The sequence below is a fragment of the Streptomyces sp. NPDC040610 genome (assembly GCF_055594065.1).
Window position 1 is genome coordinate 2,054 of sequence record NZ_JBVIXA010000003.1, and the last position, 20,275, is coordinate 22,328.

The window sequence follows — 20,275 nt, forward strand, 5'->3', positions numbered from 1 at the left end:
GTTCCTCCCCCCCCCCCCCCCCCCCCCCCCCCCCCCCCCCCCCCCCCCCCCCCCCCCCCACGGAAAAAAAGAGCGTTTTCCCCCCCCCTGTTTCTTCCCCCGCCACTCACGCGCGAGAACTGCTCAGCAGCTCTATCAGCACTTCTTCTTGGTCTTCACCGAAACCCACGGGCGGCACTTGCCCGGCGCCACGGGCCCGGTCATCGGCACGTTCTTCCAGATGTAGCCCTTCTTGCACACCTGCACCTGGGAGAGATCGAGGCACGCGTTGGGGTCGAAGGTGATGGCGCGGGCCTCGCTGTGGTTGCCCGGCAGCGCGACAAAGAGCGTGACGCTGAACAGACCCGTCAGGATCGCCGTGCAGACCTTACGCATTTTCATTCTCCCGTTTCGTATTGCAGGCGCCAGAATGCTGACGCCGGGAGATCATGCGTTTCACTCAATCCGTATGTCAAGAACGGTTAAGGGCCCCCAATGGCGAGCGCGCAGTCGTGGCGAATCCGACAAAACGGCCCACCAATATGCGGGCATAGCGGGCAAGTTGGGCACACACATGCTCACACCTCGAGGTGAACATCACACGCCAACCCCTCCTGATCATTTACGATTCCGGATTCCCCACCGCCGTTTGGCAGTACGCACTCAGCCCAGCAGTTTCTACGGCCTTCGCACATCAACTCCCGTGGACGGGCAATCACTTCCGGGTATCGGACCTGTTCGAAAGCACCGGCGAGCGAGTTGACTGACGTGGGCATGGCCGATGTTCCGGCTTTTTCGACCTCTCCCAGGTGAGGAACTCTGTGAACCGCAATCTCCGGGCCCGTCTTGCTGCTTCCGCGGGTGTCGTCGCTCTCGTGGCGGGCGGGATGCTGGCCACCGAGCTTCCGGTGGTGTCGAACGCCGTGTGCACCGTCGGCCTTCGCTACGTCTCCCAGGTGTCCACGGGCAGCTCCGAGATGGCCTGCCGCCGCGCCGCCCAGTAAGACCCCCTCGGGTTCCCCTGGTTGGCACCGGCCCGTGGGCTCTGTGGAGCGGTACCGAAAGGCGAGCACGCTCGGCCGCCGGGTGAGTCAGCCCGACCGCGAAGAAGGGTGCCCCTCAGTGAGGGGCACCCTTCTGGCCGACGCTGACGTCGACCTGCAAGCGGTGGGTGTGGGATTTGAACCCACGGTGACTCGCGCCACGACGGTTTTCAAGACCGTTCCCTTAGGCCGCTCGGGCAACCCACCCCGCGCCGGTGGGCCGGAGTTCGGCCGGTGGCGCGGGGTCAAGAGTAGCGGGTCAGCTGTCGCCCTTGCGTGCGCCCAGGACCACGTCGACTGTGCGCTCCTTGCCGTCGCGCTCGTAGGTGATCTTGACGGTGTCGCCGGGGCGGTGGGTCCAGATCTGGCCGATGAGGGTCGGGCCGCTGTCGATGACCGTGTCGTCGAGCTTCTTGATGACGTCGCCGGACTTGAGGCCCGCCTTGGCCGCGGGGCCGCCCGGCTCCACCGCGGCGCCGGAGTTGCCCGCGGCCCGCTCGGAGATGGTCGCGCCGTCCGAGGTGTTCGCCAGGGACACCGACGCGCCGATCACGGGGTACGTGGCCTCGCCCGTCTTGATCAACTGCTGGGCCACGTTCTTCGCCTGGTTGACCGGGATCGCGAAGCCCAGGCCGATCGAGCCGGACTGGCCGCCGCCGCCCATGCCGCCGCTGTCGGCGGGCTTGATCGCGGAGTTGATGCCGATGACCGCGCCGCGGGCGTCCAGGAGGGGGCCGCCGGAGTTGCCCGGGTTGATGGACGCGTCGGTCTGCAGCGCGCTCATGTACGAACTCTTGCTGCTGCCGCCGTCGCTGGAGGTCACCGGGCGGTTCTTCGCGCTGACGATGCCCGTCGTGACCGTGTTGGACAGGCCGAAGGGGGCGCCGATGGCGATCGTGGAGTCGCCGACGGCCACCTTCTCGGAGTCGGCGAGCGGCAGCGGGGCGAGGTCCGAGGGCTTGTTCTTGAGCTTGATGACCGCGACGTCGTAGCCCTGGGCGCGGCCGACGACCTCCGCGTCGAACTTCTTGCCGTTCGAGAACGTCGCCGACAGCTTGCCGCCCTCGGCCGCGGACGCCACCACGTGGTTGTTGGTGAGGATGTGGCCCTGCTTGTCGTACACGAAGCCCGTGCCCGTGCCGCCCTCGCCGCTGCCGCTCTGGGCCTCGATGGTGACGACGCTCGGCAGCGCCTTGTTCGCGATGCCCGCCACCGAGCCGGGCTCGCGCTTGAGGTCGGCCGGGCTGTCCGACGCGGAGACCGTCGTCGAGTCCGTGCTGTCGTCGTCGTTGCGGTCCGCCGCCCAGAAGCCGAGGCCACCGCCGACACCGCCCGCGATCAGCGCCGCCGCGAGCACCGCCGCGACCAGGCCGCCACGCCGGGCGCCCGGCTTCGGCGCGGCCGGCTGCTCCGCCGTCCAGGACGCGCCCCAGCCCGTGCCCCCCGGGCCACCGGCCCCGGCACCGTCCTGCGCGTACGACGGCACGGCCGGGGGCGGGGGCGGCGGCCACGCACCGGAGGGCGAGGCGGCAGAGGGCGAGGCGGCGGGCGCGGGCTGCTGGCCGTACGCCCCGCCGGGCTGACCCGCCTGGGTGTACGCGGCGCCCGACTGGCCCGCGCCCACATGACCGGCCGTGTGCGCGTACGGATCGGGGACGCTCGGGGCCGGGGCCGACGGGGGCGGCGTGCTCGCGGGCGCCTCCGCCGGGGCCGGTGCGGACGCGGCGGGCTTGTCCGCCGGTGGCGTCGGCGCCGGGGTGTCGGGGGCGGAAGCAGCGGGAGTGTCCACCGGCACGGGAGGTGCGGACGGGGCCGGGGGTACCTCAGTGCCCTCGTTCTCGGTGCTCACAGCTTCTTCTCCTCGGTCCACGCTGTCGTACTCGGTCACGGCCTGAGAGCAGCAGACGATCATTTCGGTTCAGTTTTGTCTGCAGTCAGCTTTTCCCATGGGCTGTCAGGGCACCATAAGCCGATGCTGTGCGTTCACGGCGGGCGAAACCAACCCATACGGAAGGCGCAACCGGTCGGCGATGGCACGATGACGCGGTGACCCACGCACGACAGCCCCACATCCAGGTCGTCGCCCACCGCGGAGCCTCCGAGGACGCCCCGGAGCACACACTGGCCGCGTACAAGAAGGCGGTCGAGGACGGCGCCGACGCCCTCGAATGCGACGTACGGCTCACCGCGGACGGCCATCTCGTCTGCGTCCACGACCGCCGCGTCAACCGCACCTCGAACGGCCGCGGCGCCGTCTCCGCCCTGGAGCTGGCCGACCTCGCCGCCCTCGACTTCGGCTCCTGGAAGAACGGCGGCGACCCCGGGGACGGGGAGGGGCCCGACTGGGACGAGGGGCAGGACCCCTCCGACGCCAAGGACACCTCCGTACTCACCCTGGAACGGCTCCTTGAGCTGGTGGCCGAAAACAATGCCTCCGGACGCCACGTCCAGCTCGCCATCGAGACCAAGCACCCCACCCGCTGGGCGGGCCAGGTCGAGGAGCGGCTGCTGCATCTCCTGAAGCGCTTCGGCCTCGACGCGCCGCCCGCAGAGGGCCCCTCGCCCGTACGCGTCATGAGCTTCTCGGCGCGTTCACTGCACCGCGTGCGCGCCGCGTCCCCGACGCTGCCCACCGTCTATCTGATGCAGTTCGTCTCGCCCCGCCACCGCGACGGCCGTCTCCCCGAGGGCGTCCGGATCGCGGGCCCGGGGATCCGGATCGTACGCAACCACCCCGGGTACGTCGCCAAGCTCAAGCGGGCCGGGCACCAGGTGCACGTCTGGACCGTGAACGAGCCCGCCGACGTCGAGCTGTGCGCCCGCCTCGGCGTCGACGCGATCATCACCAACCGCCCGAAGCAGGTTCTGTCCCAACTCGGCCGCACCTGACGCCCATTACGGGGAGTGCACCGGCGCGTTCGGTGCGTATTCGACCGTGTCGAGTGCGTCACCATCGCGGTGTTGGCCGGTTTCCGGTCCAGTCCATTGGGGCATTCACACCGTGGCGTGGGGCAAAGGAGGTCTCGGGGGTGGCGTTTGTGGTGGCACGGGAGGTGCCCACGTCGTCGAGCATGGCCGTACCCCATGGTCCTGCGGGCGTGGGGGAAGCCAGACACCGAATGCGCGATCAACTGCGCGGCAACGGGGTGTCGGAGTCGGTCATCGACGATGCCGTACTGATCCTTTCCGAACTCCTCAGCAACGCCTGCCGACACGGCAGGCCGCTGGGCGAGGGACTCAACGGGGACGGCGACGACGGAGACGTACGCGCCGCGTGGCGCGTCGAGAAGACCGGCCGGCTCACGGTCGAAGTGACCGACGGCGGCGGTCCGACCCGCCCGATTCCGGCCACTCCATCGGTCACGGCCCACGGCGGCCGCGGGCTCAACATCATCACCGCCCTCGCCGAGGCGTGGGGAGTGCGCGACGACACCCGCGGTGAGGTCACCGTCTGGGCCCTGGTGCAGTCCGGGCACCGCCATGAGGACTTCGCTACGCGCGTCGCCGCACCGTCGGCGGCCGCCGCCACGGCCGCGATATCCGACCTCGGCTTCGCGGACCCCTTCGACGACGTGGACTGAGCGGGTACGTGGACCGAGCGGGGCCGCACCCGGTCCCGAGCCGCTCCCACCGCGCCCCGGCGCGCACCCGCTCCCCGGGCCATCCGACGGCGAACGGCTAGGCTCGCGCCCGTACGCAAGCGAGCCGTAACCGGGAGACACCCACGATGGCCAAGAAGCGCCCGCAGACCAAGGGCAACCAGGGCAGCAAGGGCAAGCAGCCGCAGCTCAAGGACCACGAGGTCCCGGTCGTCGGCGCCCGGGAACCCTGCCCCTGCGGTTCGGGCCGCCGGTACAAGGCCTGCCACGGCCGGACCGCCGCGCACGCCGTGACCGAGCTGGTGCAGCGCCCCTTCGACGGCCTGCCCGGCGAGTGCGACTGGGTGGCCCTGCGCGAGCTGGTCCCCGCCGCGACCGTCGAGCTCACCCTGAAGGACGGCCTTCCCGAGGGCGTGCCCTCCGTGACGCTGGCGACCGTCCTGCCGATGGCCTGGCCCGCGCTGCGTCGCGACGACGGCTCGGTGCTGCTCGGCCTGCAGAACGACACCTCCTCCGGCGACATCAGCCGCGACCTCGCCGACACCCTCCAGCGGGCCCTCACCACCGAGCCCGGCCAGCCGGTCCCCGGCCGCCGCGCGGTGTCCGGCGACGGTCCCCGCCTGCAGGAGCTCATCGACGAGAAGAGCGCCTTCGAGCCGGTGGTGCACCCCGGCTTCGAGTTCTGGGTGCCGGACGCGGAGAACGCGACGCCGGAGGTGTCCGCCTCCCTGGAGCGGGCGAACGCCGCCGCCATCCCGACGGTCAAGCTCTCCGGCGTGGACGCCGCCTACTGGTGCGAGACGCCGGAGAAGAACCACCTGCGCTGGGTCATGCCGCACCCCGAGGAGCAGCTCCTCGACGCGCTCGCGCGGCTGCACGCGGCCGGTGCGTCGAGCCTCGGCGAGGGCACCCGCCTGGTCGGCTCGTTCCGCGCGCACGGCCTGACGGTGCCGGTGTGGGACCTGCCGAGCGGCATGGGGGCCGGTGACATCGAGCAGCCCGCCGCCGAGTTCGCGTCGCGCCTCGCGACGGCGCTCGCGGCGACGGAGCCGCTGACTCCGGAAGAGCGCAGGGCGCGCGGCGGCCTCACCAACCGACAGGTCACCCTCAGCTGACCTCCCGGGGCCTCGGACGCCGCGGCGTCCGGCCGGTCCGCACTGACCCACCAGTCAGTCGGAACGGAACGCGTGACTCCCGTCACAACTCCCCTTGGACACAGGTAAATCCCTGTCCGGATAACTGAGATCGAATTTGCCAAGCGCCGATCTCTTGTTACCGTTCAGGTAGCCCGGTTGCTGGTGCATCCCCCGTCGCCAGCAACCGGGCGTTTCTGTGCCCGGTGCACACCCGGCGGCCGTACAGCGGTGAACAACCTTCCCAACTGCACCGGAAGAGCGCTCAGTTGCTGCCGGAGCGCAGCAGCAGCGCACCTGAGCCCGCACGGGCGAACTCCGCCACCGCCGTGTACCCCGCCGCCGTTCCCGCCGTGCGCTCACGGGGCGTCTCGCACGCCGCGGGCTCGTCGTCGGCGCCCACCGCGCAGTGCATCTGCACGGTGCGCCCCTCCGGCCCCATGACACTCAGAACGGCCTTCAGCACCTCACCCGTGGCGTTGCGGTAGTAGGTACGCGCCCAGGTGTCGCCGGACTGGGACAGGACGCAGGTCTGGGCCTCCACGCCGTGCGGGGAGGACAGCTCGGGGCCGCAGCGGGCGGTGGTCTCCCGCGGGGGCTCCACGTCGTGAGCCGGGGCGGCGGGCTTGTCCTGCGGCCGGGACGGCGGCGGTGGCTGCGGCGGCCCGGCGGGTCGCTTCGCGTCGTCGCGGAGTACGGAGTCATGGAGCACGGGCCCCGCGGAGGCGCCGGCGAGCGGCACGAGCACCGCGACGGCCACGACTCCCAGGAGCGCGAGCAGGCGGGGGTTCACGGCCGGGCGCGGGTGCATGGCCCGAAGATAACGAGGATGGGCACGCGGAGCGTTCACCGCGCGCCCAACGCCCTACAACTCGGGGGCGCTCACACCCGTACGAGTGAGCGCCTCGACCACCGCGTCGACGACGGCCTCGACGTCCGGCACCCAGGGCGCGGCCGAGCCGGGCAGGGGCGCCCGCTCCCAGCGGACCTGGCCCTGGCCCGTCTCCGACGGCGGCAGCGCCACGTACCCGCCGTCGCCGTGGAACCGCAGCGAGCCCGGGACCCAGTCCTTGGCGTACAGGAGCGCGCCCAACTGCTCCATCGAGTACGGAGCGACGAGGATGAAGATGCGGGCCGGGGTGGCCACGACCGGGCCGAGCCTGACGCCCGCCTCGTCGAGTGCGGCGAGGGCGCGCGCGCCGGCCGGCGCGGGCAGGCTCACGGCGCAGGGGGCGCGGCCGCCGGTGGCGAGGAGCACCGGTGCGCCGGGGCGGTTGGTCCACCACCAGCGCACCATGCGCTCGTCCGTCGTCGCGGCGAGCAGGCCGGGGTCGAGGGGATGGGCGCCGGGGAAGCCGCACTCGGGGTCGGGGCAGGCGCAGCGCCGCTCGCCTTCGGTGTCGATACCACGCCTGACCTGGCTGTCGATGCCGACGCCCGGGAGCACGGGCCAGCGCCACACGGTCGCGAAGGTGATGGCCGCGCCGAGCAGAGCGGGACTCTGGTCAGACTTCCTACCGATTCGCCAGGACAGGAGCCTGCGTCGCCTTCCGAGGATCTCGCGCATGAGCGCTCGTTCCTTTCCGTTACACGCAGAGGGACACTTCGGGCCACATCACACCATGTGTGGATCACTATCGACGTGCGTACGAGGTGCGCGTACTAGGTGCATGCAAGTGCGTACAGGTGCGTACAAGCTGGCGCATCACACCCCAGCCTGCGGCATGGGGCTCCCCTATGGGCCGAGCGTTGACGTGGCGTGGGGTGGCGGCGCCTGGCGTTTGCCGTCCCGCGTAATTCTTGCCGCCCGAGCCGCGGGAGGATGGGGCACGGCCGCCGTGGGTTAGGACGCTCGGGTCCGCCGCCAGGTTCCGGGCGTCCCGCAACTGCCCCTGGCCATCACCGAGTACGTACCCATCGCAACCGCTGTGACGCTCCTTCGAACAATGTCAGTCGACCGCAATATGCCGTTCCCTGCAACAGTTTTCAGACAAGTTCTCAAGATCGCTGACAGTTCCCGGAATTCACTCCCGCCCCACTGGACACCAGGAATCCCCGCAGGACAATGCTGGACATCCCCTCTCCCCTGCGTGTAGATGTGGAGACATTGCTAGCGGCGCAGAATGACAGGGGGTTTGCGATGCTATTGAGCAATACGCACTGGCCGGAAAGCCGTCAGCCATGAACGCCCCGCACCTCCCGAAAGTGGCCGGAATCGATTCCACTGTTCCGCCACCGGCCCACACTGCCCCGTCCGTCCAGGGCACCCCTGCCGCCTCCGGCGCCCAGAGCGCCCCAGGAGCACTGATCCAGGACCGCCTCGCGGGCTGGGTCTCCGACCTCACCACGCTGCACGAACTCACGGAACGCCTGTCCCGCACGGCCGCACTCGACAGCGCACTCGGCGAACTCCTGCGCGCCGGAGCCGCCCTCGTCGGCGCCCGCCGCGGCCTCGTCGTCCTGGAGCCCGCCGACGGCCTCGGCCCCACCACCACCGTCGGCCTCGGCCTCGCCCGCGCCGACCTCGGCCATCTGGAGACGGTGCCACGCGCCGCCACCTCCTTCGGCCGCCTCCTCGACGCCACCGCCGGGGCCGTCCCCGGCGCGCCGGAGCCGGTGCCCGCCGCCAAGACCGCGCCCACTGCCGCGGCCCCCCTCACCGAGATCGTGCAGCCCGACCTCCTCGCCGACGAGGCCCTCGACCCCCGCCACCGCGAGGTCGCCGTCCGCCTCGGGTACGCCGCGAGCTACGCCCTGCCGCTGCTCACCGACACGGCGGGCCGCGTCGGCGCGGTGGTCTGGCTGTACGACGAGCCCGCCGAGCCGGCCGAGCGGCAGCGGCACCTCATCGGCCGCTACCTCCAGTACGCCACCGAGCACCTGGCGCGCCTGGTGGAACTGGACCGCGCCCGCTCCACGACCGCGACCCTGCGCGCGGAACTGCTGCCCCCGCGCCTGCCGCGGGTCGCCGGGGTGCAGCTCGCGGCCCGGCACAGCACCGGACCGCGCGGCGGCGGCGACTGGTTCGACGCGCTGCCCCTGCCGGACGCGGCGCTCGGCCTCGCGGTCGGCTCCGTCACCGGGTCGGGGCCGAGCGCGGTCGCCGCGATGGGACGGCTGCGGGCCTCCCTGCGGGCGTACGCGGTGATGGAGGGCGAGGACCCCGTCGCCGTCCTCTCGGACCTGGAGCTGCTGCTTCGCCTCACCGAGCCCGCGCGGTCGGCGACGGCGCTGTTCGCGTTCTGCGAGCCCGCCCTGCGCAAGATCGTCCTCGCCGGGGCCGGGCACAGCCCGCCCTTGATCGTCGGGGAGCGGCGCACGGAGTTCGTGGAGACGTCCCTGTCGGCGCCGCTCGGCATGCTCGCCTGCTGGGAGGCGCCGAGCGTGGACATCCGCCCGGAGCCAGGAGAAACGCTGCTTCTCTATACGGACGGGCTCCTCCAGCGCACGGGCGACGCCATGGACCGGGCCTTCGCGCGGCTGCACGCGGCCGCCGCGAGCGTGCCGAAGGCGGCCCGCGACGACCCCGGGGAGATCGCCGACCACGTGCTGCGCACGGTCCTCCCGGAGGGCCTCGACGGCCCGGCCGCGGCGGCGAGCGAGGAGGACGTGGTGCTGCTCGCGGCACGCTTCGAGTGACGCGGCACGCACGGCCCGTGAGCCTCCGCGGTGAGGGGTCTTCCGCCCCTGGGCGTCCTTACGTACGACCGTACGATGGAGGGGGTCCAGAGTCGTACAGAGCCGTCAAACAGGAGGCAGACCGTGTCGGACGCCCTCAACCCGGAGATCCCGGAAGAGCTGGTGGAGACCGAAGAAGAGCCGATCAAGCAGCGCAAGAACGGCCTCTACCCCGGTGTCTCCGACGAGCTCGCCGAGAGCATGAAGTCGGGCTGGGCGGACACCGAGCTGCGTGACCTGGAGCCGATCGAGCAGGCCGCGCACACCGCCGCCCGCCGCGCCGCGCTCTCCGCGCGCTTCCCCGGCGAGCGCCTGGTCGTCCCCGCGGGCAACCTGAAGACCCGCTCGAACGACACGGAGTACGCCTTCCGCGCCTCCGTGGAGTACGCCTACCTCACCGGCAACCAGACCGAGGACGGCGTCCTCGTCATGGAGCCGAAGCGGACCGGCGGGCACGACGCGACGATCTACCTCCTCCCGCGCTCCAACCGGGAGAACGGCGAGTTCTGGCTCGACGGCCAGGGCGAGCTGTGGGTCGGCCGCCGCCACTCCCTGACCGAGGCCGAGACGCTGTACGGCATCCCCGCCTCCGACGTCCGCGAGCTGGCCGGCGCGCTGCGCGAGGCCACCGGGCCCGTCCGCGTCGTCCGCGGCTTCGACGCCGGGATCGAGGCGGCCCTGGCCGACAAGGTCACCGCCGAGCGCGACGAGGAGCTGCGCGTCCTCCTCTCCGAGGCCCGCCTCGTCAAGGACGAGTTCGAGGTCCGTGAGCTGCAGAAGGCCGTGGACTCCACGGTGCGCGGCTTCGAGGACGTCGTGAAGGTCCTCGACAAGGCCGAGGCGACCTCCGAGCGCTACATCGAGGGTACGTTCTTCCTGCGCGCCCGCGTCGAGGGCAACGACATCGGCTACGGCTCCATCTGCGCCGCGGGCCCGCACGCCACCACCCTGCACTGGGTGCGCAACGACGGCGCCGTCCGCTCCGGCGAGCTGCTCCTGCTCGACGCGGGCGTGGAGACGCACACGTACTACACCGCGGACGTCACCCGCACCCTGCCGATCAACGGCCGCTTCGACGAGGTGCAGAAGAAGATCTACGACGCCGTGTACGAGGCCCAGGAGGCCGGGATCGCGGCGGTCAGGCCGGGCGCCAAGTACCGCGACTTCCACGACGCCGCGCAGCGCGTGCTCGCCGAGAAGCTGGTCGAGTGGGGGATCGTCGAGGGCCCCGTCGAGCGCGTCCTGGAGCTCGGCCTGCAGCGCCGCTGGACGCTGCACGGCACCGGTCACATGCTCGGCATGGACGTCCACGACTGCGCCGCCGCGCGCACCGAGACGTACGTGGACGGCACCCTGGAGCCCGGCATGTGCCTGACCGTCGAGCCCGGTCTGTACTTCCAGGCGGACGACCTCGCCGTGCCCGAGGAGTACCGGGGCATCGGCGTGCGCATCGAGGACGACATCCTCGTCACCGAGGACGGCAACCGGAACCTGTCGGCCGCGCTGCCCCGGCGGTCGGACGAGGTCGAGCGCTGGATGGCCGAGCTGAAGAACTGACCCAGGGCGTGGGCGCGGCGGATCGCGCCTCGCACTCGTCCTCAAGCGCCGGACAGGCTGGTTGCCGCCTGTCCGGCGCTTTTCGCTGCTCAGGGGAGGCGTCGAATTGGCCCATGAACTGATGTGAGAAGCGGACCACTTGAGGGTGCCAGTGGCTTCCTAGTGTTCGGGACATGACGACACCCCGGCTCCTTCCCGCCCGTGGGCCCCTGCGGCTCCTCGCCCTCGCGCAGCTCGCCAACTCCGTGGGTGACGGCGCGTACTACGTCACGTCCGCCCTCTACTTCACGCACGTCGTCGGGCTCGCCCCGGCGAAGATCGGGCTCGGGCTCACGCTCGCGTGGGCCGTCGGATCCGTGGTGGGGGTGCCGCTCGGGCGGCTCGCCGACCGGCGCGGGCCGCGCGGCACGGCGGTGCTGCTCGCCCTCGCGACCGGCGCCGCCGTCGCGTCCTTCCTCGTCGTCCGCGACTTCGTGCCGTTCGTGGCCGCCGCCCTCGGGTACGCCACCGCCCAGTCGGGCCTCGCCGCGGCACGCCAGGCACTGCTCGCCGGGCTCGTCGCCCAGGAGGAGCGCACCGGGCTCCTCGCCCACCTCCAGTCCACGCTGAACGCGGGCCTCGCGGTGGGCGCCGGACTCGGCGGCATCGCCCTGCACCACGGCGGCGAGGCCGCGTACCTCTCGGTGTTCGCGGTGGACGCCGCCGGGTTCGCGGTGTGCGCCGCGGTGCTGTGGCGGCTGCCCGCCGTCGCGCCGACGGCCGCCGTGGCGGGCGAGCGGCTCGCGGTGCTCAGGGACCGGCCCTACGCGCTCGTCACGCTCCTCAACACCGTGCTGCTGCTGCGGATGCCGCTGCTCAGCCTCGGCGTCCCGCTGTGGCTCACCGAGCGCACGAACGCCCCCGCGTGGCTCGTCTCGGCGCTGTTCGTCCTCAACACCCTTGGTGTCATGGCCTTCCAGGTGCGTACGGCACGGTCGGTCTCCGGGATCCCGACGGCGGTACGCGCCGTGCGCAGGTCCGGAGTCCTGATGCTGGCCGCGTGCGCGGTGTTCGCCCTGTCGGCCGCCGCGGGCGGGGCGGGGACGGCCGCCGCGGTGCTCGTCGCCGCGTCCGTGGTGCTGCTCGCCGCCGAGATGCTGCACTCCGCCGGTTCCTGGCAGCTCGGCTTCGACCTGGCCCCCGCGGGCCGGATCGGCGAGTATCAGGGCTTCTTCGGCACCGGCGTCACCGTGGCCCGCACCCTCGGCCCCCTGGTCCTCACCACGCTTCTGGTGGAGTGGGGGGCGCCGGGGTGGCTGCTGCTCGGCGGGGTGGTCCTGGTGGCGTCGTACGCGATGGGGCCCGCGGCGCGGTGGGCCGCCGGGGTCGGCTCTAGCGCTCGTCCGTCCCTGCGACCTTCGCGGTGCTGAGCGCGATCCGGTTCCACGTGTTGATGGCGAGGACGAGGCCGAGCACGTGCGCCAGCTCGGTCTCGTCGAAGTGGGCGGCGGCCTCGGCGTAGACGGCATCGGGAACACCGGCCTCGCCGACCCGGGTGACCGCGTCCGTGAGGGCGAGTGCGGCCTGCTCCTTGGCGGAGAAGAAGTTCCTGGCCTCGCGCCAGACGGCGACCATGTGCAGCCGGTCCTCGCTCTCGCCCGCCTTGCGCGCGTCGTTGGTGTGCATGTGCAGGCAGTACGCGCAGCCGTTGAGGTGGGAGGCGCGGATCTGGATCAGCTCGACGAGGGCCGGGTCGAGTCCGGCGCGGGCGGCGGCGTCCAGGCCGATGACGGCCTTGAAGACCTTCGGGGCGGCCTTGGCGAAGTCGATGCGGGGCAGGGGCAGGGGGTGGGTGGTCCCGGCGGTCCCGGTGGTCTGGGCGGTCCCGGTGGTCTGGGCGGCCCCGGTGGTCTGGGCGGCGGTCCCGGCGAGCCGGGCGGTCTCTGCGTACGTCGTGTTGTTCGTCATGACCATGAATCTACGGCGGTCAAAGACCACGGGTAGGGTGCATTTCCATGGCGGAATCCTGGGTCAATTCGGCGGAGCGCATCGGCAGTGACCTGCACCTGGAGCTGTCCGGCGGGGGCAGCCGCAGAGCCGCGCTCATCCGCGCGCTGCGCGCCGCCGTGCAGGACGGCCGCCTCGCCCCCGGCACCCGCCTGCCCCCGTACCGCTCCCTGGCCGCCGACCTCGGCGTCGCCCGCAACACCGTCGCCGACGCCTACGCCGAACTCGTCGCCGAGGGCTGGCTGACCGCCCGGCAGGGCTCGGGCACCCGCGTCGCCGAGCGCGCCGCGCCCCCGCCCCCCGCCCGCGTGCCCAAGCGCGCGCCCGGCGCGCCCACGAAGCCCGCGCACAACCTCGTCCAGGGCCAGCCCGACGCCGGCTCCTTCCCCCGCGCCGCCTGGCTCGCCGCCGCCCGCCGCGCCCTCGCCGCCGCGCCCAACGAGGCCTTCGGGCCCGGCGATCCGCAGGGCAGGATCGAGCTGCGCCGGGCGCTCGCCGGGTATCTGGCGCGGGTGCGCGGGGTGCGGACCGACCCGGAGCGGATCGTGGTGTGCTCGGGCTTCGCGCACGCGCTGCGGCTGCTGTTCGGCGGGCCCGGGGGCGGTGCGGGCGGCGGGGTGCTGCGCGGGCCTTCCCCAAGTTCTCGGCTCCGCTCGAACAGGGGAGACGCCATTGCCGTGGAGGCGTACGGGCTCGGGTTCCACCGCTCGCTCCTGGACGCGGCGCGGGTGCGGACGCTGCCCCTGTCCCTGGACGAACACGGCGCCCGCGTCGAGGAGTTGGCGGACCTTCCGGGGCCCGTGCGGGCGGTGCTGCTCACGCCCGCGCACCAGTTCCCCACCGGCGGCCCGCTGCACCCCGCGCGCCGCAGCGCCGTCGTCGACTGGGCCCGCACGCACGGCGGGCTGATCCTGGAGGACGACTACGACGGCGAGTTCCGCTACGACCGGGAGCCCGTCGGTGCCGTCCAGGGCCTGGACCCCGAACGCGTCGTGTACATGGGGTCGGTGAGCAAGAGCCTGTCGCCCGCCGTGCGCGTCGGCTGGATGGTCCTTCCGGAGCACCTGGTCGGCGCGGTCGTCGCCGCCAAGGGCGAGCGGGAGGCCTGGGTGAGCGTCCCCGACCAGCTCACCCTCGCCGACCTCGTCGACTCCGGCCACTACGACCGGCACGTCCGCCGCATGCGCCAGCGCTACCGGCGCCGCCGCGACCACCTCGTCGCCACCCTCGCCGAGCGCGCCCCGCACATCACCGTCACCGGCATCGCGGCCGGGCTGCACGCCGTGCTGCGGCTGCCGCCCGGCACGGAGGCGTCCGCCGTGAAGGCCGCCGCGTGGCAGGGCGTCGGCCTGGAGGGCCTGTCCGGCTACCGGCACCCGGCGGCCGCGCACGCGCCGGACGGCCTGGTCGTCGGGTACGCGACGCCGCCCGAGCACGGGTACGCGGCGGCGATCGAGGCGCTGTGCGGGGTGCTGCCGCCCGCGCCGGACGAGGGCTGAGGCCGGTCCGTCAGGGCCGGACGTCCTCGGCGGTCCGCGCGTCGTACGTCTCCCGCGCCTCCGCGATCGCCGGGCGGTGGGCGATCGACCAGTCCGCGAGGGACTTCACGAGGTGGGTGAGGCTGTGGCCCATCTCCGTCAGCTCGTACTCGACCTGCGGCGGGATCGTCGGGTACACGGTGCGCTTCACCAGGCCGTCGCGCTCCAGGCGGCGCACCGTCAGGGTGAGCATGCGCTGCGAGACGCCGCCGTGGATACGGCGCTGGAGCTCCTTGAACCGCAGGACTCCGGAGGCGAGTTCGACCACTACGTAGACGGACCACTTGTCGCCGAGGCGGTCCAGGACGTCCCGGACACCGCACTCGTCCTGCGGTGTCTCGCACTGGATCACCGGCTCGCCCGCCGCCACCGCGACCTGAGGGGTGGTTATCGCCGTGTGCCCTGCTGACATCAAAGTGCCTCCTTACGCGTGCGCCCGCCGCCGATCACGATGATCACGGGCCCGGCTACCACCGCCGCCCGCTCCCACGCATTTATGGAACCCAGAACGACGGGGGAACGTTCCCATGATCATGATCACCGGCGCCACGGGCGCACTCGGCAAGCTCGTCACCGCCCGCCTCGCCGACCGCGACGACCTCGTCATCGGCACCCGCGCCCCCGCCCCCGGTCAGCGCCGCGTCGACTTCGACGACCCCTCGTCCCTGGACTTCACCGGCGTCGGCACCCTGCTCGTCATCTCGGCCGGGGCCGCCGAGGACGACGTCGTCGCCGCCCGCCACGAGGCCGTGATCTCCGCCGCCGAGAAGGCGGGCGTCGGCCACCTCGTCTACACCAGCCTCAGCGGCGACGGCGACCACCTCACGTACGCCCTCGCCCACCGCTGGACCGAGCGCAGGCTGCGCCGCTCCACGCTGGACTGGACGGTCCTTCGCAACGGCCTGTACGCGGAGTTCCTCGCCGCGATCGCCGCCCCGGGCCCCGACGGCACCGTCGCCGCGCCCCTCGGCGACGGCCGCCTCGCCGCCGTGGCCCGCGAGGACCTCGCCGACGTCGCCGTCCGCGTGGCCACCGACCCGGCCCCGCACGCGGGCCGCACCTACGAACTCGTCGGCGAACAGGCCCTGGGCGGCGCCGACCTGGCCGCCGCGGTCGACGGCCGCTACGAACCCGGCACCCTCGCCGCGACCCGCGAGGCCGTCGCCGCGTCCGGCGCCGCCCTGCCGTTCCAGGTACCGATGCTCCTGAGCACCTACTCGGCGATCGCGGGCGGCTTCCTCGACGGCACGTCGGTCACGGACAACCAGCTGCGCGCGCTGCTCGGGCGGGCGCCGCGGTCGGCCCTCGATGTGTACGCGGCGGCGGTGCGGTGACCTGACCGGTGCGGGTCAGGCCCCGTCTCCGGGCTCCGCGTCGAGTGCGCGCAGGACGGACCAGGCGATGAACTCGGCGGCGCCGTCGAGGACTTCGGGGCCGAGGTTGGGCTCGTCGAGCCGGTAGGTGTGCGTGGCCCGGCCGACGGTGACCCGGCAGCGCATGGCGACGGAGCCGCGGTGGTCGGTCGGCGAGCCGGTGTGCCAGGTGCCGGTGGCCTCGACCGAGATCCCGGCCGGACCGCCGTCGGCTTCCCGGGCGAGGCTCTCGTAGCGCTCCTCGGCTTCCCGGGCGAGGTCCTCGTACCGCTCCTCGGCTTCCCTGGCGAGGCCCTCGTACCACTTCTCGAAGCGCCCGTGCGACAGGCCGTCGTCGATGGTCAGCCCCACAGGAGCGCCCACGGCGTCGCCCTCCGCCGAGGTGACCGCGTCGGCGAGCCGCTCCCGGGCGCCCCTGCCGTCCCGGCTGACCACATGCCCGGCCAGCGCGTCGCCGATCAACTCGGCGGTGCGCGCAAGGGCGTCGGGCTGCTCCGCGCCGCCGTGCAGGGTGACGTCGACGTACGGATAGCGCCAGCAGTAGCCCGCCGTCGCGCGCGGCCCCGGCACGGCCTTCAGGACGGCGTCGATCCGGGCGGCCACCTCCGGCTCGGGCAGGCCCATGGTGCGCCAGCGCGGGTCGGCCGTCGCGGTGGGACGCGCGCCCACCCCGGCCAGCGCCGCGTCGAGCATGGGCAGGCACTCCTTCGGCGGCCCCGGGAGCAGCACGACATGGCGGCCGCCGACGGTCACCCTGGCGCCCCAGGCGGTGCCGTGGGCGTTGGGCAACAGCACGCTGCCCGCGGGGAACCGGGCCTGACGGCGGTTGTCGGGGTGAATCTCGATGCGCAGTTCCGCCAGGCGGCGGCACACCGCGTCCCAGGCCTCCCGGCGGTCCTCCATGTCCAGGCCGAGGGCGTGGCCGACGGCGAACCGCGTGACGTCGTCCGAGGTCGGGCCGAGGCCGCCGACCACGAGGACGAGCCACGCCTGGCCCAGACCGTGGACGACGGCGTCGCTGATGGCCTGCCGGTCGTCGGCGACGGTGTGCCGGGAGCGGGTGGCGACGCCGTGCGCGGTGAGCCTGCGGCTGGCCTCGGTGCCGTTGGTGTCGGCGATCTCGCCGCGGAGCAGTTCGTCGCCCACGGTGATCACACAGGCCGTACGGGGAGCGAGCGTCAGGGGTTCGGGCATGGGGTCACCTTCGGACGGGTCGGGGGCGGGCTCGGGGGCGCGGCGCTGCAGGGGAGAGGGGCCTGAGGGGTGGGGTCGGGGGCGCCCCGGGCCGACGGCGGCTCGGGGCCGGGGCGGACCCCGTCACACCCCCGCGCTCAGTCCCCCGTCGATCGTCAGGACCGAGCCGTTGACGGTCGCGGCCGCCTCGCTCGCGAGATACACGACCGACCGCGCGATCTCGTCCGGCTCCGTGGCCCGGCCGCTCGCGGTGCGGGCGAGGATCGCCTGCTGCCGCTCCTCGGACAGGACCGCCGTCATGTCGGACGTGACGAGGCCGGGCGCGACGACGTTCGCGGTGATGCCGCGCGGGCCCAGCTCCCGGGCGACGGACCGGGCGAGTCCCACCAGGCCCGCCTTGGACGCGGCGTAGTTCGCCTGGCCCGCGCCGCCGGTGGCGCCCACGACCGAGGAGATGAAGACGATGCGGCCCCGGCGGGCCCGCAGCATCCGCCGGGAGGCGCGCCGGGCGACCCGGAAGGCCCCGCCGAGGTTGGTGTCGACGACGGAGGTGAACGCCTCGTCGCTCATCAGCGGCAGCAGCGTGTCCTCGGTGATCCCCGCGTTGGCGACCAGGATCTCCACCGGCCCGTGGGCCGCCTCCACCGCGGTGAAGGCGGCGTCGACCTGCTCGGTACTGGTCACGTCGCACGGCACGGCGAGCAGCCCGGCGTCGGACGGCGGGGCGCTGCGGTAGGTGACGGCCACGCGGTCGCCCTCCGCGGCGAAGGCACGGGCGATGGCCAGGCCGATGCCCCGGTTGCCGCCGGTGATCAGGACAGAACGACTCACTGCTGGGTCCTTGTGGGGTGTGTGGGGTGTCGGGTGTGTGGGGTGTCGGGTGTGTGGAGTCGGGCTCAGGCGTCTCGGCCGTCTCAGGCCTCTCGGCCGTCTCGGCGGTACGCCTCACACGACATAGCGGTACGCGTCACACGGCATAGCCGTACGACTCCGGCCACCGGGCCGCCGCGCCGAGCTGCCCCGCGGCCCGGTGCGCCCAGTGCGGATCGCGCAGCAGCTCCCGTCCGAGCAGGACCGCGTCGGCCTTGCCGGAGGCGAGGATCTCCTCGGCCTGGTCGGCCTCGGTGATCAGGCCGACGGCGCCGACGGGCATGTCCGTCTGGGCCCGGACGGCCGCCGCGTAGGGGACCTGGTAGCCGGGCCCGGTGGTGATCCGGGCGTCGTGGGCGATGCCGCCGGACGAGACGTCGAGGAGGTCGACGCCGTGGGCGAGGAGTTCCTTGGCGAGGCGCACGGTGTCGTCGCCGGTCCAGCCCTGGCGGTTGTCCGCGGGGTTCTCCGCCGCCAGCCAGTCGGTGGCCGAGGTGCGGAAGAAGACGGGCAGCTCGTCCGGCCACACGGCGCGGACCGCGTCGACGACCTCCAGGGCGAAGCGCGCCCGGCGCTCGAAGCTGCCGCCGTAGGCGTCCGTGCGGTGGTTGCTGTGCGGCGACAGGAAGGAGTTGATCAGGAAGCCGTGCGCGCCGTGCACCTCGACGACCTTGAAGCCCGCGTCCAGGGCCCGCCGGGCCGCGTCCGCGAAGTTCCCGATCAGGCGCTGTATCTCGTCGACGGACAGCTCGTGCGGGGTCGGGAAGTTCCCGTACGCGACGGCGCTGGGCGCCACCGTGTCCCAGCCGCCCTGCTCCGGGGCGACGGGCCCGCCGCCGAGCCACGGCGCGGAGGCCGAGCCCTTGCGGCCGGAGTGGGCGAGCTGGATGGCGGGCACCACGCCGTGCTCGTCGAGGAAGCGGGTCACCCGGGTGAGGGCGCGCGCCTGCGTCTCGTTCCACAGGCCGAGGCAGCCCGGCGTGATGCGGCCCTCCGGCGCGACGGCGGTGGCTTCGAGCATGATCAGGCCGAGGCCGCCGGCGGCGCGGGCGAACAGGTGGCCCAGGTGCCAGTCGTTGACCACACCGGCCTGCGGGCCCGTCGGTTCGGCCTGGTACTGGCACATCGGCGCCATCCAGGCGCGGTTGGGGATGGTCAGCCCGCGCAGCTTCAGCGGGGAGAACAGCGTGCTCATGAGGGTTCCTGTCGTGCGTTCGGCGAAAGTTGGCGGGGTTTCTTGCGGTGTACGGGGGCGGCCGCTGCCCGGCGTACGGAGCAACGGGCGTTCCTACGGCGTACGGAGCGGCGGCCGGGCGCTCACACGGACCGTCGCGCCTCGGGGTGGCGCAGGCACCAGCCCTCCCACGCGGACGTGATCATGTCGACCACGCCGTGCCGGGCCGCCCAGCCCAGCTCGCGCCCGATCGGCGTCGCGTCGGCGACGACCTTCGCCGGGTCGCCCGGCCTGCGCCCCACCACGACCGGGGCGATGTCGTGGCCGGTCACGTCCTGGATGACGGAGATCAGCTCGCGTACCGAAAGCCCCTCGCCGCGGCCGACGTTGAACGTGCGGGCGACGTCGTCGTGCGCGCGCAGGAAGCGGGTGGCGGCCAGGTGCGCGGAGGCGATGTCGGCGACGTGGATGTAGTCGCGTACGCAGGTGCCGTCCGGGGTCGCGTAGTCGTCGCCGAAGACCTGGGGCGCGGCGCCCGAGGTCAGCCGGTCGAAGACCATGGGCACCAGGTTGAGGATCCGCTCGTCGGCCAGCTCCGGCGACGCGGCACCGGCGACGTTGAAGTACCGCAGGTTGATGAAGTCCACCTGCCCGGCCCGGTGCGCGGCCCGCGCCAGCCACTCGCCGATCAGCTTGGTCTCGCCGTACGGGCTGAGCGGCGCGCACGGGGTGTCCTCCGTGACCAGGTCGACGTCCGGCATGCCGTACACGGAGGCGCTGGAGGAGTACACCAGCTTCCGCACCCCGGCCTGCTCCATGGCGGACAGCAGGGCGCGGAAGCCCTCGACGTTCTGCCGGTAGTGCAGCAGCGGCAGCTCGACCGACTCCCCGACCTGGGTGCGCGCCACGAGATTGACCACGCCCTCCACGGGGTGGTCGCGGAAGACCCGGGCGAGGAACTCGGCGTCGAGGACGCTGCCGACGAGCAGGGGCACGTCCTCGGGCACGGCGGCGCGCGACCCCGTCGACAGATCGTCCACGACGACGATCCGCTCACCCGCGTCCCGCATCGCCTTGACCACGTGGCCGCCGATGAATCCGGCGCCACCGGCTATCAGCCAGTACGACATGGTGTCGTCCCCTCCAGAGTG

At 73.0% G+C, this 20,275-nt stretch carries 19 protein-coding genes and 1 tRNA gene; 9 read left to right on the top strand and 11 right to left on the bottom strand.

The window, feature by feature from the left end:
• Positions 1 to 135: 135 nt before the first annotated feature.
• Positions 136 to 375: a hypothetical protein gene (locus ACZ6AA_RS12635; protein WP_468453723.1), complete on the bottom strand. Its 240-nt coding sequence runs from the start codon at positions 373 to 375 to the stop codon at positions 136 to 138.
• 425 nt (positions 376 to 800) lie between these two features.
• Between ACZ6AA_RS12635 and ACZ6AA_RS12640 the strand changes: the two genes are divergently transcribed.
• On the top strand, positions 801 to 983 hold the full coding sequence (locus ACZ6AA_RS12640; RefSeq protein ID WP_471457905.1) for a hypothetical protein: 183 nt from the start codon (positions 801 to 803) through the stop codon (positions 981 to 983).
• 161 nt (positions 984 to 1,144) lie between these two features.
• Here ACZ6AA_RS12640 and ACZ6AA_RS12645 read toward each other — a convergent pair.
• Together ACZ6AA_RS12645 and ACZ6AA_RS12650 are read right to left on the bottom strand one after the other, a co-directional pair.
• Positions 1,145 to 1,229, bottom strand: a tRNA-Ser gene (locus ACZ6AA_RS12645).
• A 52-nt stretch (positions 1,230 to 1,281) separates the two neighbouring features.
• Positions 1,282 to 2,871, bottom strand: a complete 1,590-nt coding sequence (locus ACZ6AA_RS12650) for a S1C family serine protease (RefSeq protein WP_471457907.1) — start codon at positions 2,869 to 2,871, stop codon at positions 1,282 to 1,284.
• Between the two features lie 197 nt (positions 2,872 to 3,068).
• On the opposite strand from ACZ6AA_RS12650, the gene ACZ6AA_RS12655 reads away from it, so the two are divergent.
• The 3 genes from ACZ6AA_RS12655 (at position 3,069) to ACZ6AA_RS12665 (ending at position 5,736) form a co-directional block, all read left to right on the top strand.
• Positions 3,069 to 3,911 carry a glycerophosphodiester phosphodiesterase gene (locus tag ACZ6AA_RS12655; protein ID WP_468481438.1) on the top strand — a complete coding sequence of 281 codons (843 nt, stop codon included), beginning with the start codon at positions 3,069 to 3,071 and terminating at the stop codon, positions 3,909 to 3,911.
• Between the two features lie 53 nt (positions 3,912 to 3,964).
• Positions 3,965 to 4,603: an ATP-binding protein gene (locus tag ACZ6AA_RS12660; RefSeq protein ID WP_468453731.1), complete on the top strand. Its 639-nt coding sequence runs from the start codon at positions 3,965 to 3,967 to the stop codon at positions 4,601 to 4,603.
• Positions 4,604 to 4,749: 146 nt separating this feature from the next.
• Complete coding sequence (locus ACZ6AA_RS12665; RefSeq protein WP_468453733.1) at positions 4,750 to 5,736, top strand: DUF5926 family protein; 987 nt, start codon at positions 4,750 to 4,752, stop codon at positions 5,734 to 5,736.
• Between the two features lie 283 nt (positions 5,737 to 6,019).
• On the opposite strand, the gene ACZ6AA_RS12670 is transcribed toward ACZ6AA_RS12665, so the two are convergent.
• Both ACZ6AA_RS12670 and ACZ6AA_RS12675 read right to left on the bottom strand, forming a co-directional pair.
• The gene (locus tag ACZ6AA_RS12670) at positions 6,020 to 6,565 is read right to left on the bottom strand and encodes a hypothetical protein (protein ID WP_471457911.1); all 546 of its coding nucleotides are present in this window, start codon (positions 6,563 to 6,565) and stop codon (positions 6,020 to 6,022) included.
• A 54-nt stretch (positions 6,566 to 6,619) separates the two neighbouring features.
• The gene (locus ACZ6AA_RS12675) at positions 6,620 to 7,321 is read right to left on the bottom strand and encodes a bifunctional DNA primase/polymerase (RefSeq protein WP_468453737.1); all 702 of its coding nucleotides are present in this window, start codon (positions 7,319 to 7,321) and stop codon (positions 6,620 to 6,622) included.
• A 614-nt stretch (positions 7,322 to 7,935) separates the two neighbouring features.
• On the opposite strand from ACZ6AA_RS12675, the gene ACZ6AA_RS12680 reads away from it, so the two are divergent.
• The 3 genes from ACZ6AA_RS12680 (at position 7,936) to ACZ6AA_RS12690 (ending at position 12,398) form a co-directional block, all read left to right on the top strand.
• On the top strand, positions 7,936 to 9,393 hold the full coding sequence (locus tag ACZ6AA_RS12680) for a PP2C family protein-serine/threonine phosphatase (protein ID WP_468453739.1): 1,458 nt from the start codon (positions 7,936 to 7,938) through the stop codon (positions 9,391 to 9,393).
• Positions 9,394 to 9,468: 75 nt separating this feature from the next.
• Entirely contained in the window at positions 9,469 to 10,989 is a 1,521-nt protein-coding gene (locus ACZ6AA_RS12685; RefSeq protein WP_468453741.1) for an aminopeptidase P family protein, read from the top strand.
• 173 nt (positions 10,990 to 11,162) lie between these two features.
• A complete protein-coding gene (locus ACZ6AA_RS12690; RefSeq protein WP_471457913.1) occupies positions 11,163 to 12,398 on the top strand; it encodes an MFS transporter in 1,236 nt (411 codons plus the stop codon).
• On the opposite strand, the gene ACZ6AA_RS12695 is transcribed toward ACZ6AA_RS12690, so the two are convergent.
• Positions 12,361 to 12,942 (bottom strand): carboxymuconolactone decarboxylase family protein, encoded by a 582-nt coding sequence (locus ACZ6AA_RS12695; RefSeq protein ID WP_471457915.1) that lies wholly within the window; start codon positions 12,940 to 12,942, stop codon positions 12,361 to 12,363. The genes ACZ6AA_RS12690 and ACZ6AA_RS12695 overlap by 38 nt on opposite strands.
• 41 nt (positions 12,943 to 12,983) lie before the next feature.
• Between ACZ6AA_RS12695 and pdxR the strand changes: the two genes are divergently transcribed.
• Complete coding sequence (gene pdxR / locus ACZ6AA_RS12700) at positions 12,984 to 14,474, top strand: MocR-like pyridoxine biosynthesis transcription factor PdxR (protein ID WP_471457917.1); 1,491 nt, start codon at positions 12,984 to 12,986, stop codon at positions 14,472 to 14,474.
• Between the two features lie 10 nt (positions 14,475 to 14,484).
• Here pdxR and ACZ6AA_RS12705 read toward each other — a convergent pair whose 3' ends face one another.
• On the bottom strand, positions 14,485 to 14,925 hold the full coding sequence (locus ACZ6AA_RS12705) for a winged helix-turn-helix transcriptional regulator (protein WP_468481443.1): 441 nt from the start codon (positions 14,923 to 14,925) through the stop codon (positions 14,485 to 14,487).
• Positions 14,926 to 15,040: 115 nt separating this feature from the next.
• On the opposite strand from ACZ6AA_RS12705, the gene ACZ6AA_RS12710 reads away from it, so the two are divergent.
• On the top strand, positions 15,041 to 15,847 hold the full coding sequence (locus ACZ6AA_RS12710; RefSeq protein WP_471457919.1) for an NAD(P)H-binding protein: 807 nt from the start codon (positions 15,041 to 15,043) through the stop codon (positions 15,845 to 15,847).
• Between the two features lie 15 nt (positions 15,848 to 15,862).
• Here ACZ6AA_RS12710 and ACZ6AA_RS12715 read toward each other — a convergent pair whose 3' ends face one another.
• From ACZ6AA_RS12715 to galE, 4 genes are all read right to left on the bottom strand, one after another.
• Complete coding sequence (locus ACZ6AA_RS12715; protein ID WP_471457921.1) at positions 15,863 to 17,080, bottom strand: competence/damage-inducible protein A; 1,218 nt, start codon at positions 17,078 to 17,080, stop codon at positions 15,863 to 15,865.
• A gap of 123 nt (positions 17,081 to 17,203) precedes the next feature.
• The gene (gene fabG, locus ACZ6AA_RS12720; protein ID WP_471457923.1) at positions 17,204 to 17,911 is read right to left on the bottom strand and encodes a 3-oxoacyl-ACP reductase FabG; all 708 of its coding nucleotides are present in this window, start codon (positions 17,909 to 17,911) and stop codon (positions 17,204 to 17,206) included.
• Positions 17,912 to 18,047: 136 nt separating this feature from the next.
• Positions 18,048 to 19,145, bottom strand: a complete 1,098-nt coding sequence (locus ACZ6AA_RS12725) for an NADH:flavin oxidoreductase/NADH oxidase (RefSeq protein WP_471457925.1) — start codon at positions 19,143 to 19,145, stop codon at positions 18,048 to 18,050.
• A 122-nt stretch (positions 19,146 to 19,267) separates the two neighbouring features.
• Positions 19,268 to 20,254, bottom strand: a complete 987-nt coding sequence (galE, locus tag ACZ6AA_RS12730) for a UDP-glucose 4-epimerase GalE (protein ID WP_471457927.1) — start codon at positions 20,252 to 20,254, stop codon at positions 19,268 to 19,270.
• Positions 20,255 to 20,275: the final 21 nt, after the last annotated feature.

What these genes read in the sequence shown, in the direction of transcription:
- ACZ6AA_RS12635 (WP_468453723.1), bottom strand. Translation starts at nt 375, where the DNA reads ATGCGTAAGGTCTGCACGGCGATCCTGACGGGTCTGTTCAGCGTCACG.
- ACZ6AA_RS12665 (WP_468453733.1), top strand. Translation starts at nt 4,750, where the DNA reads ATGGCCAAGAAGCGCCCGCAGACCAAGGGCAACCAGGGCAGCAAGGGC.
- ACZ6AA_RS12670 (WP_471457911.1), bottom strand. Translation starts at nt 6,565, where the DNA reads ATGCACCCGCGCCCGGCCGTGAACCCCCGCCTGCTCGCGCTCCTGGGA.
- ACZ6AA_RS12675 (WP_468453737.1), bottom strand. Translation starts at nt 7,321, where the DNA reads ATGCGCGAGATCCTCGGAAGGCGACGCAGGCTCCTGTCCTGGCGAATC.
- ACZ6AA_RS12680 (WP_468453739.1), top strand. Translation starts at nt 7,936, where the DNA reads ATGAACGCCCCGCACCTCCCGAAAGTGGCCGGAATCGATTCCACTGTT.
- ACZ6AA_RS12685 (WP_468453741.1), top strand. Translation starts at nt 9,469, where the DNA reads ATGGAGGGGGTCCAGAGTCGTACAGAGCCGTCAAACAGGAGGCAGACC.
- ACZ6AA_RS12690 (WP_471457913.1), top strand. Translation starts at nt 11,163, where the DNA reads ATGACGACACCCCGGCTCCTTCCCGCCCGTGGGCCCCTGCGGCTCCTC.
- ACZ6AA_RS12695 (WP_471457915.1), bottom strand. Translation starts at nt 12,942, where the DNA reads ATGGTCATGACGAACAACACGACGTACGCAGAGACCGCCCGGCTCGCC.
- pdxR (WP_471457917.1), top strand. Translation starts at nt 12,984, where the DNA reads ATGGCGGAATCCTGGGTCAATTCGGCGGAGCGCATCGGCAGTGACCTG.
- ACZ6AA_RS12705 (WP_468481443.1), bottom strand. Translation starts at nt 14,925, where the DNA reads ATGTCAGCAGGGCACACGGCGATAACCACCCCTCAGGTCGCGGTGGCG.
- ACZ6AA_RS12710 (WP_471457919.1), top strand. Translation starts at nt 15,041, where the DNA reads ATGATCATGATCACCGGCGCCACGGGCGCACTCGGCAAGCTCGTCACC.
- ACZ6AA_RS12715 (WP_471457921.1), bottom strand. Translation starts at nt 17,080, where the DNA reads ATGCCCGAACCCCTGACGCTCGCTCCCCGTACGGCCTGTGTGATCACC.
- ACZ6AA_RS12725 (WP_471457925.1), bottom strand. Translation starts at nt 19,145, where the DNA reads ATGAGCACGCTGTTCTCCCCGCTGAAGCTGCGCGGGCTGACCATCCCC.
- galE (WP_471457927.1), bottom strand. Translation starts at nt 20,254, where the DNA reads ATGTCGTACTGGCTGATAGCCGGTGGCGCCGGATTCATCGGCGGCCAC.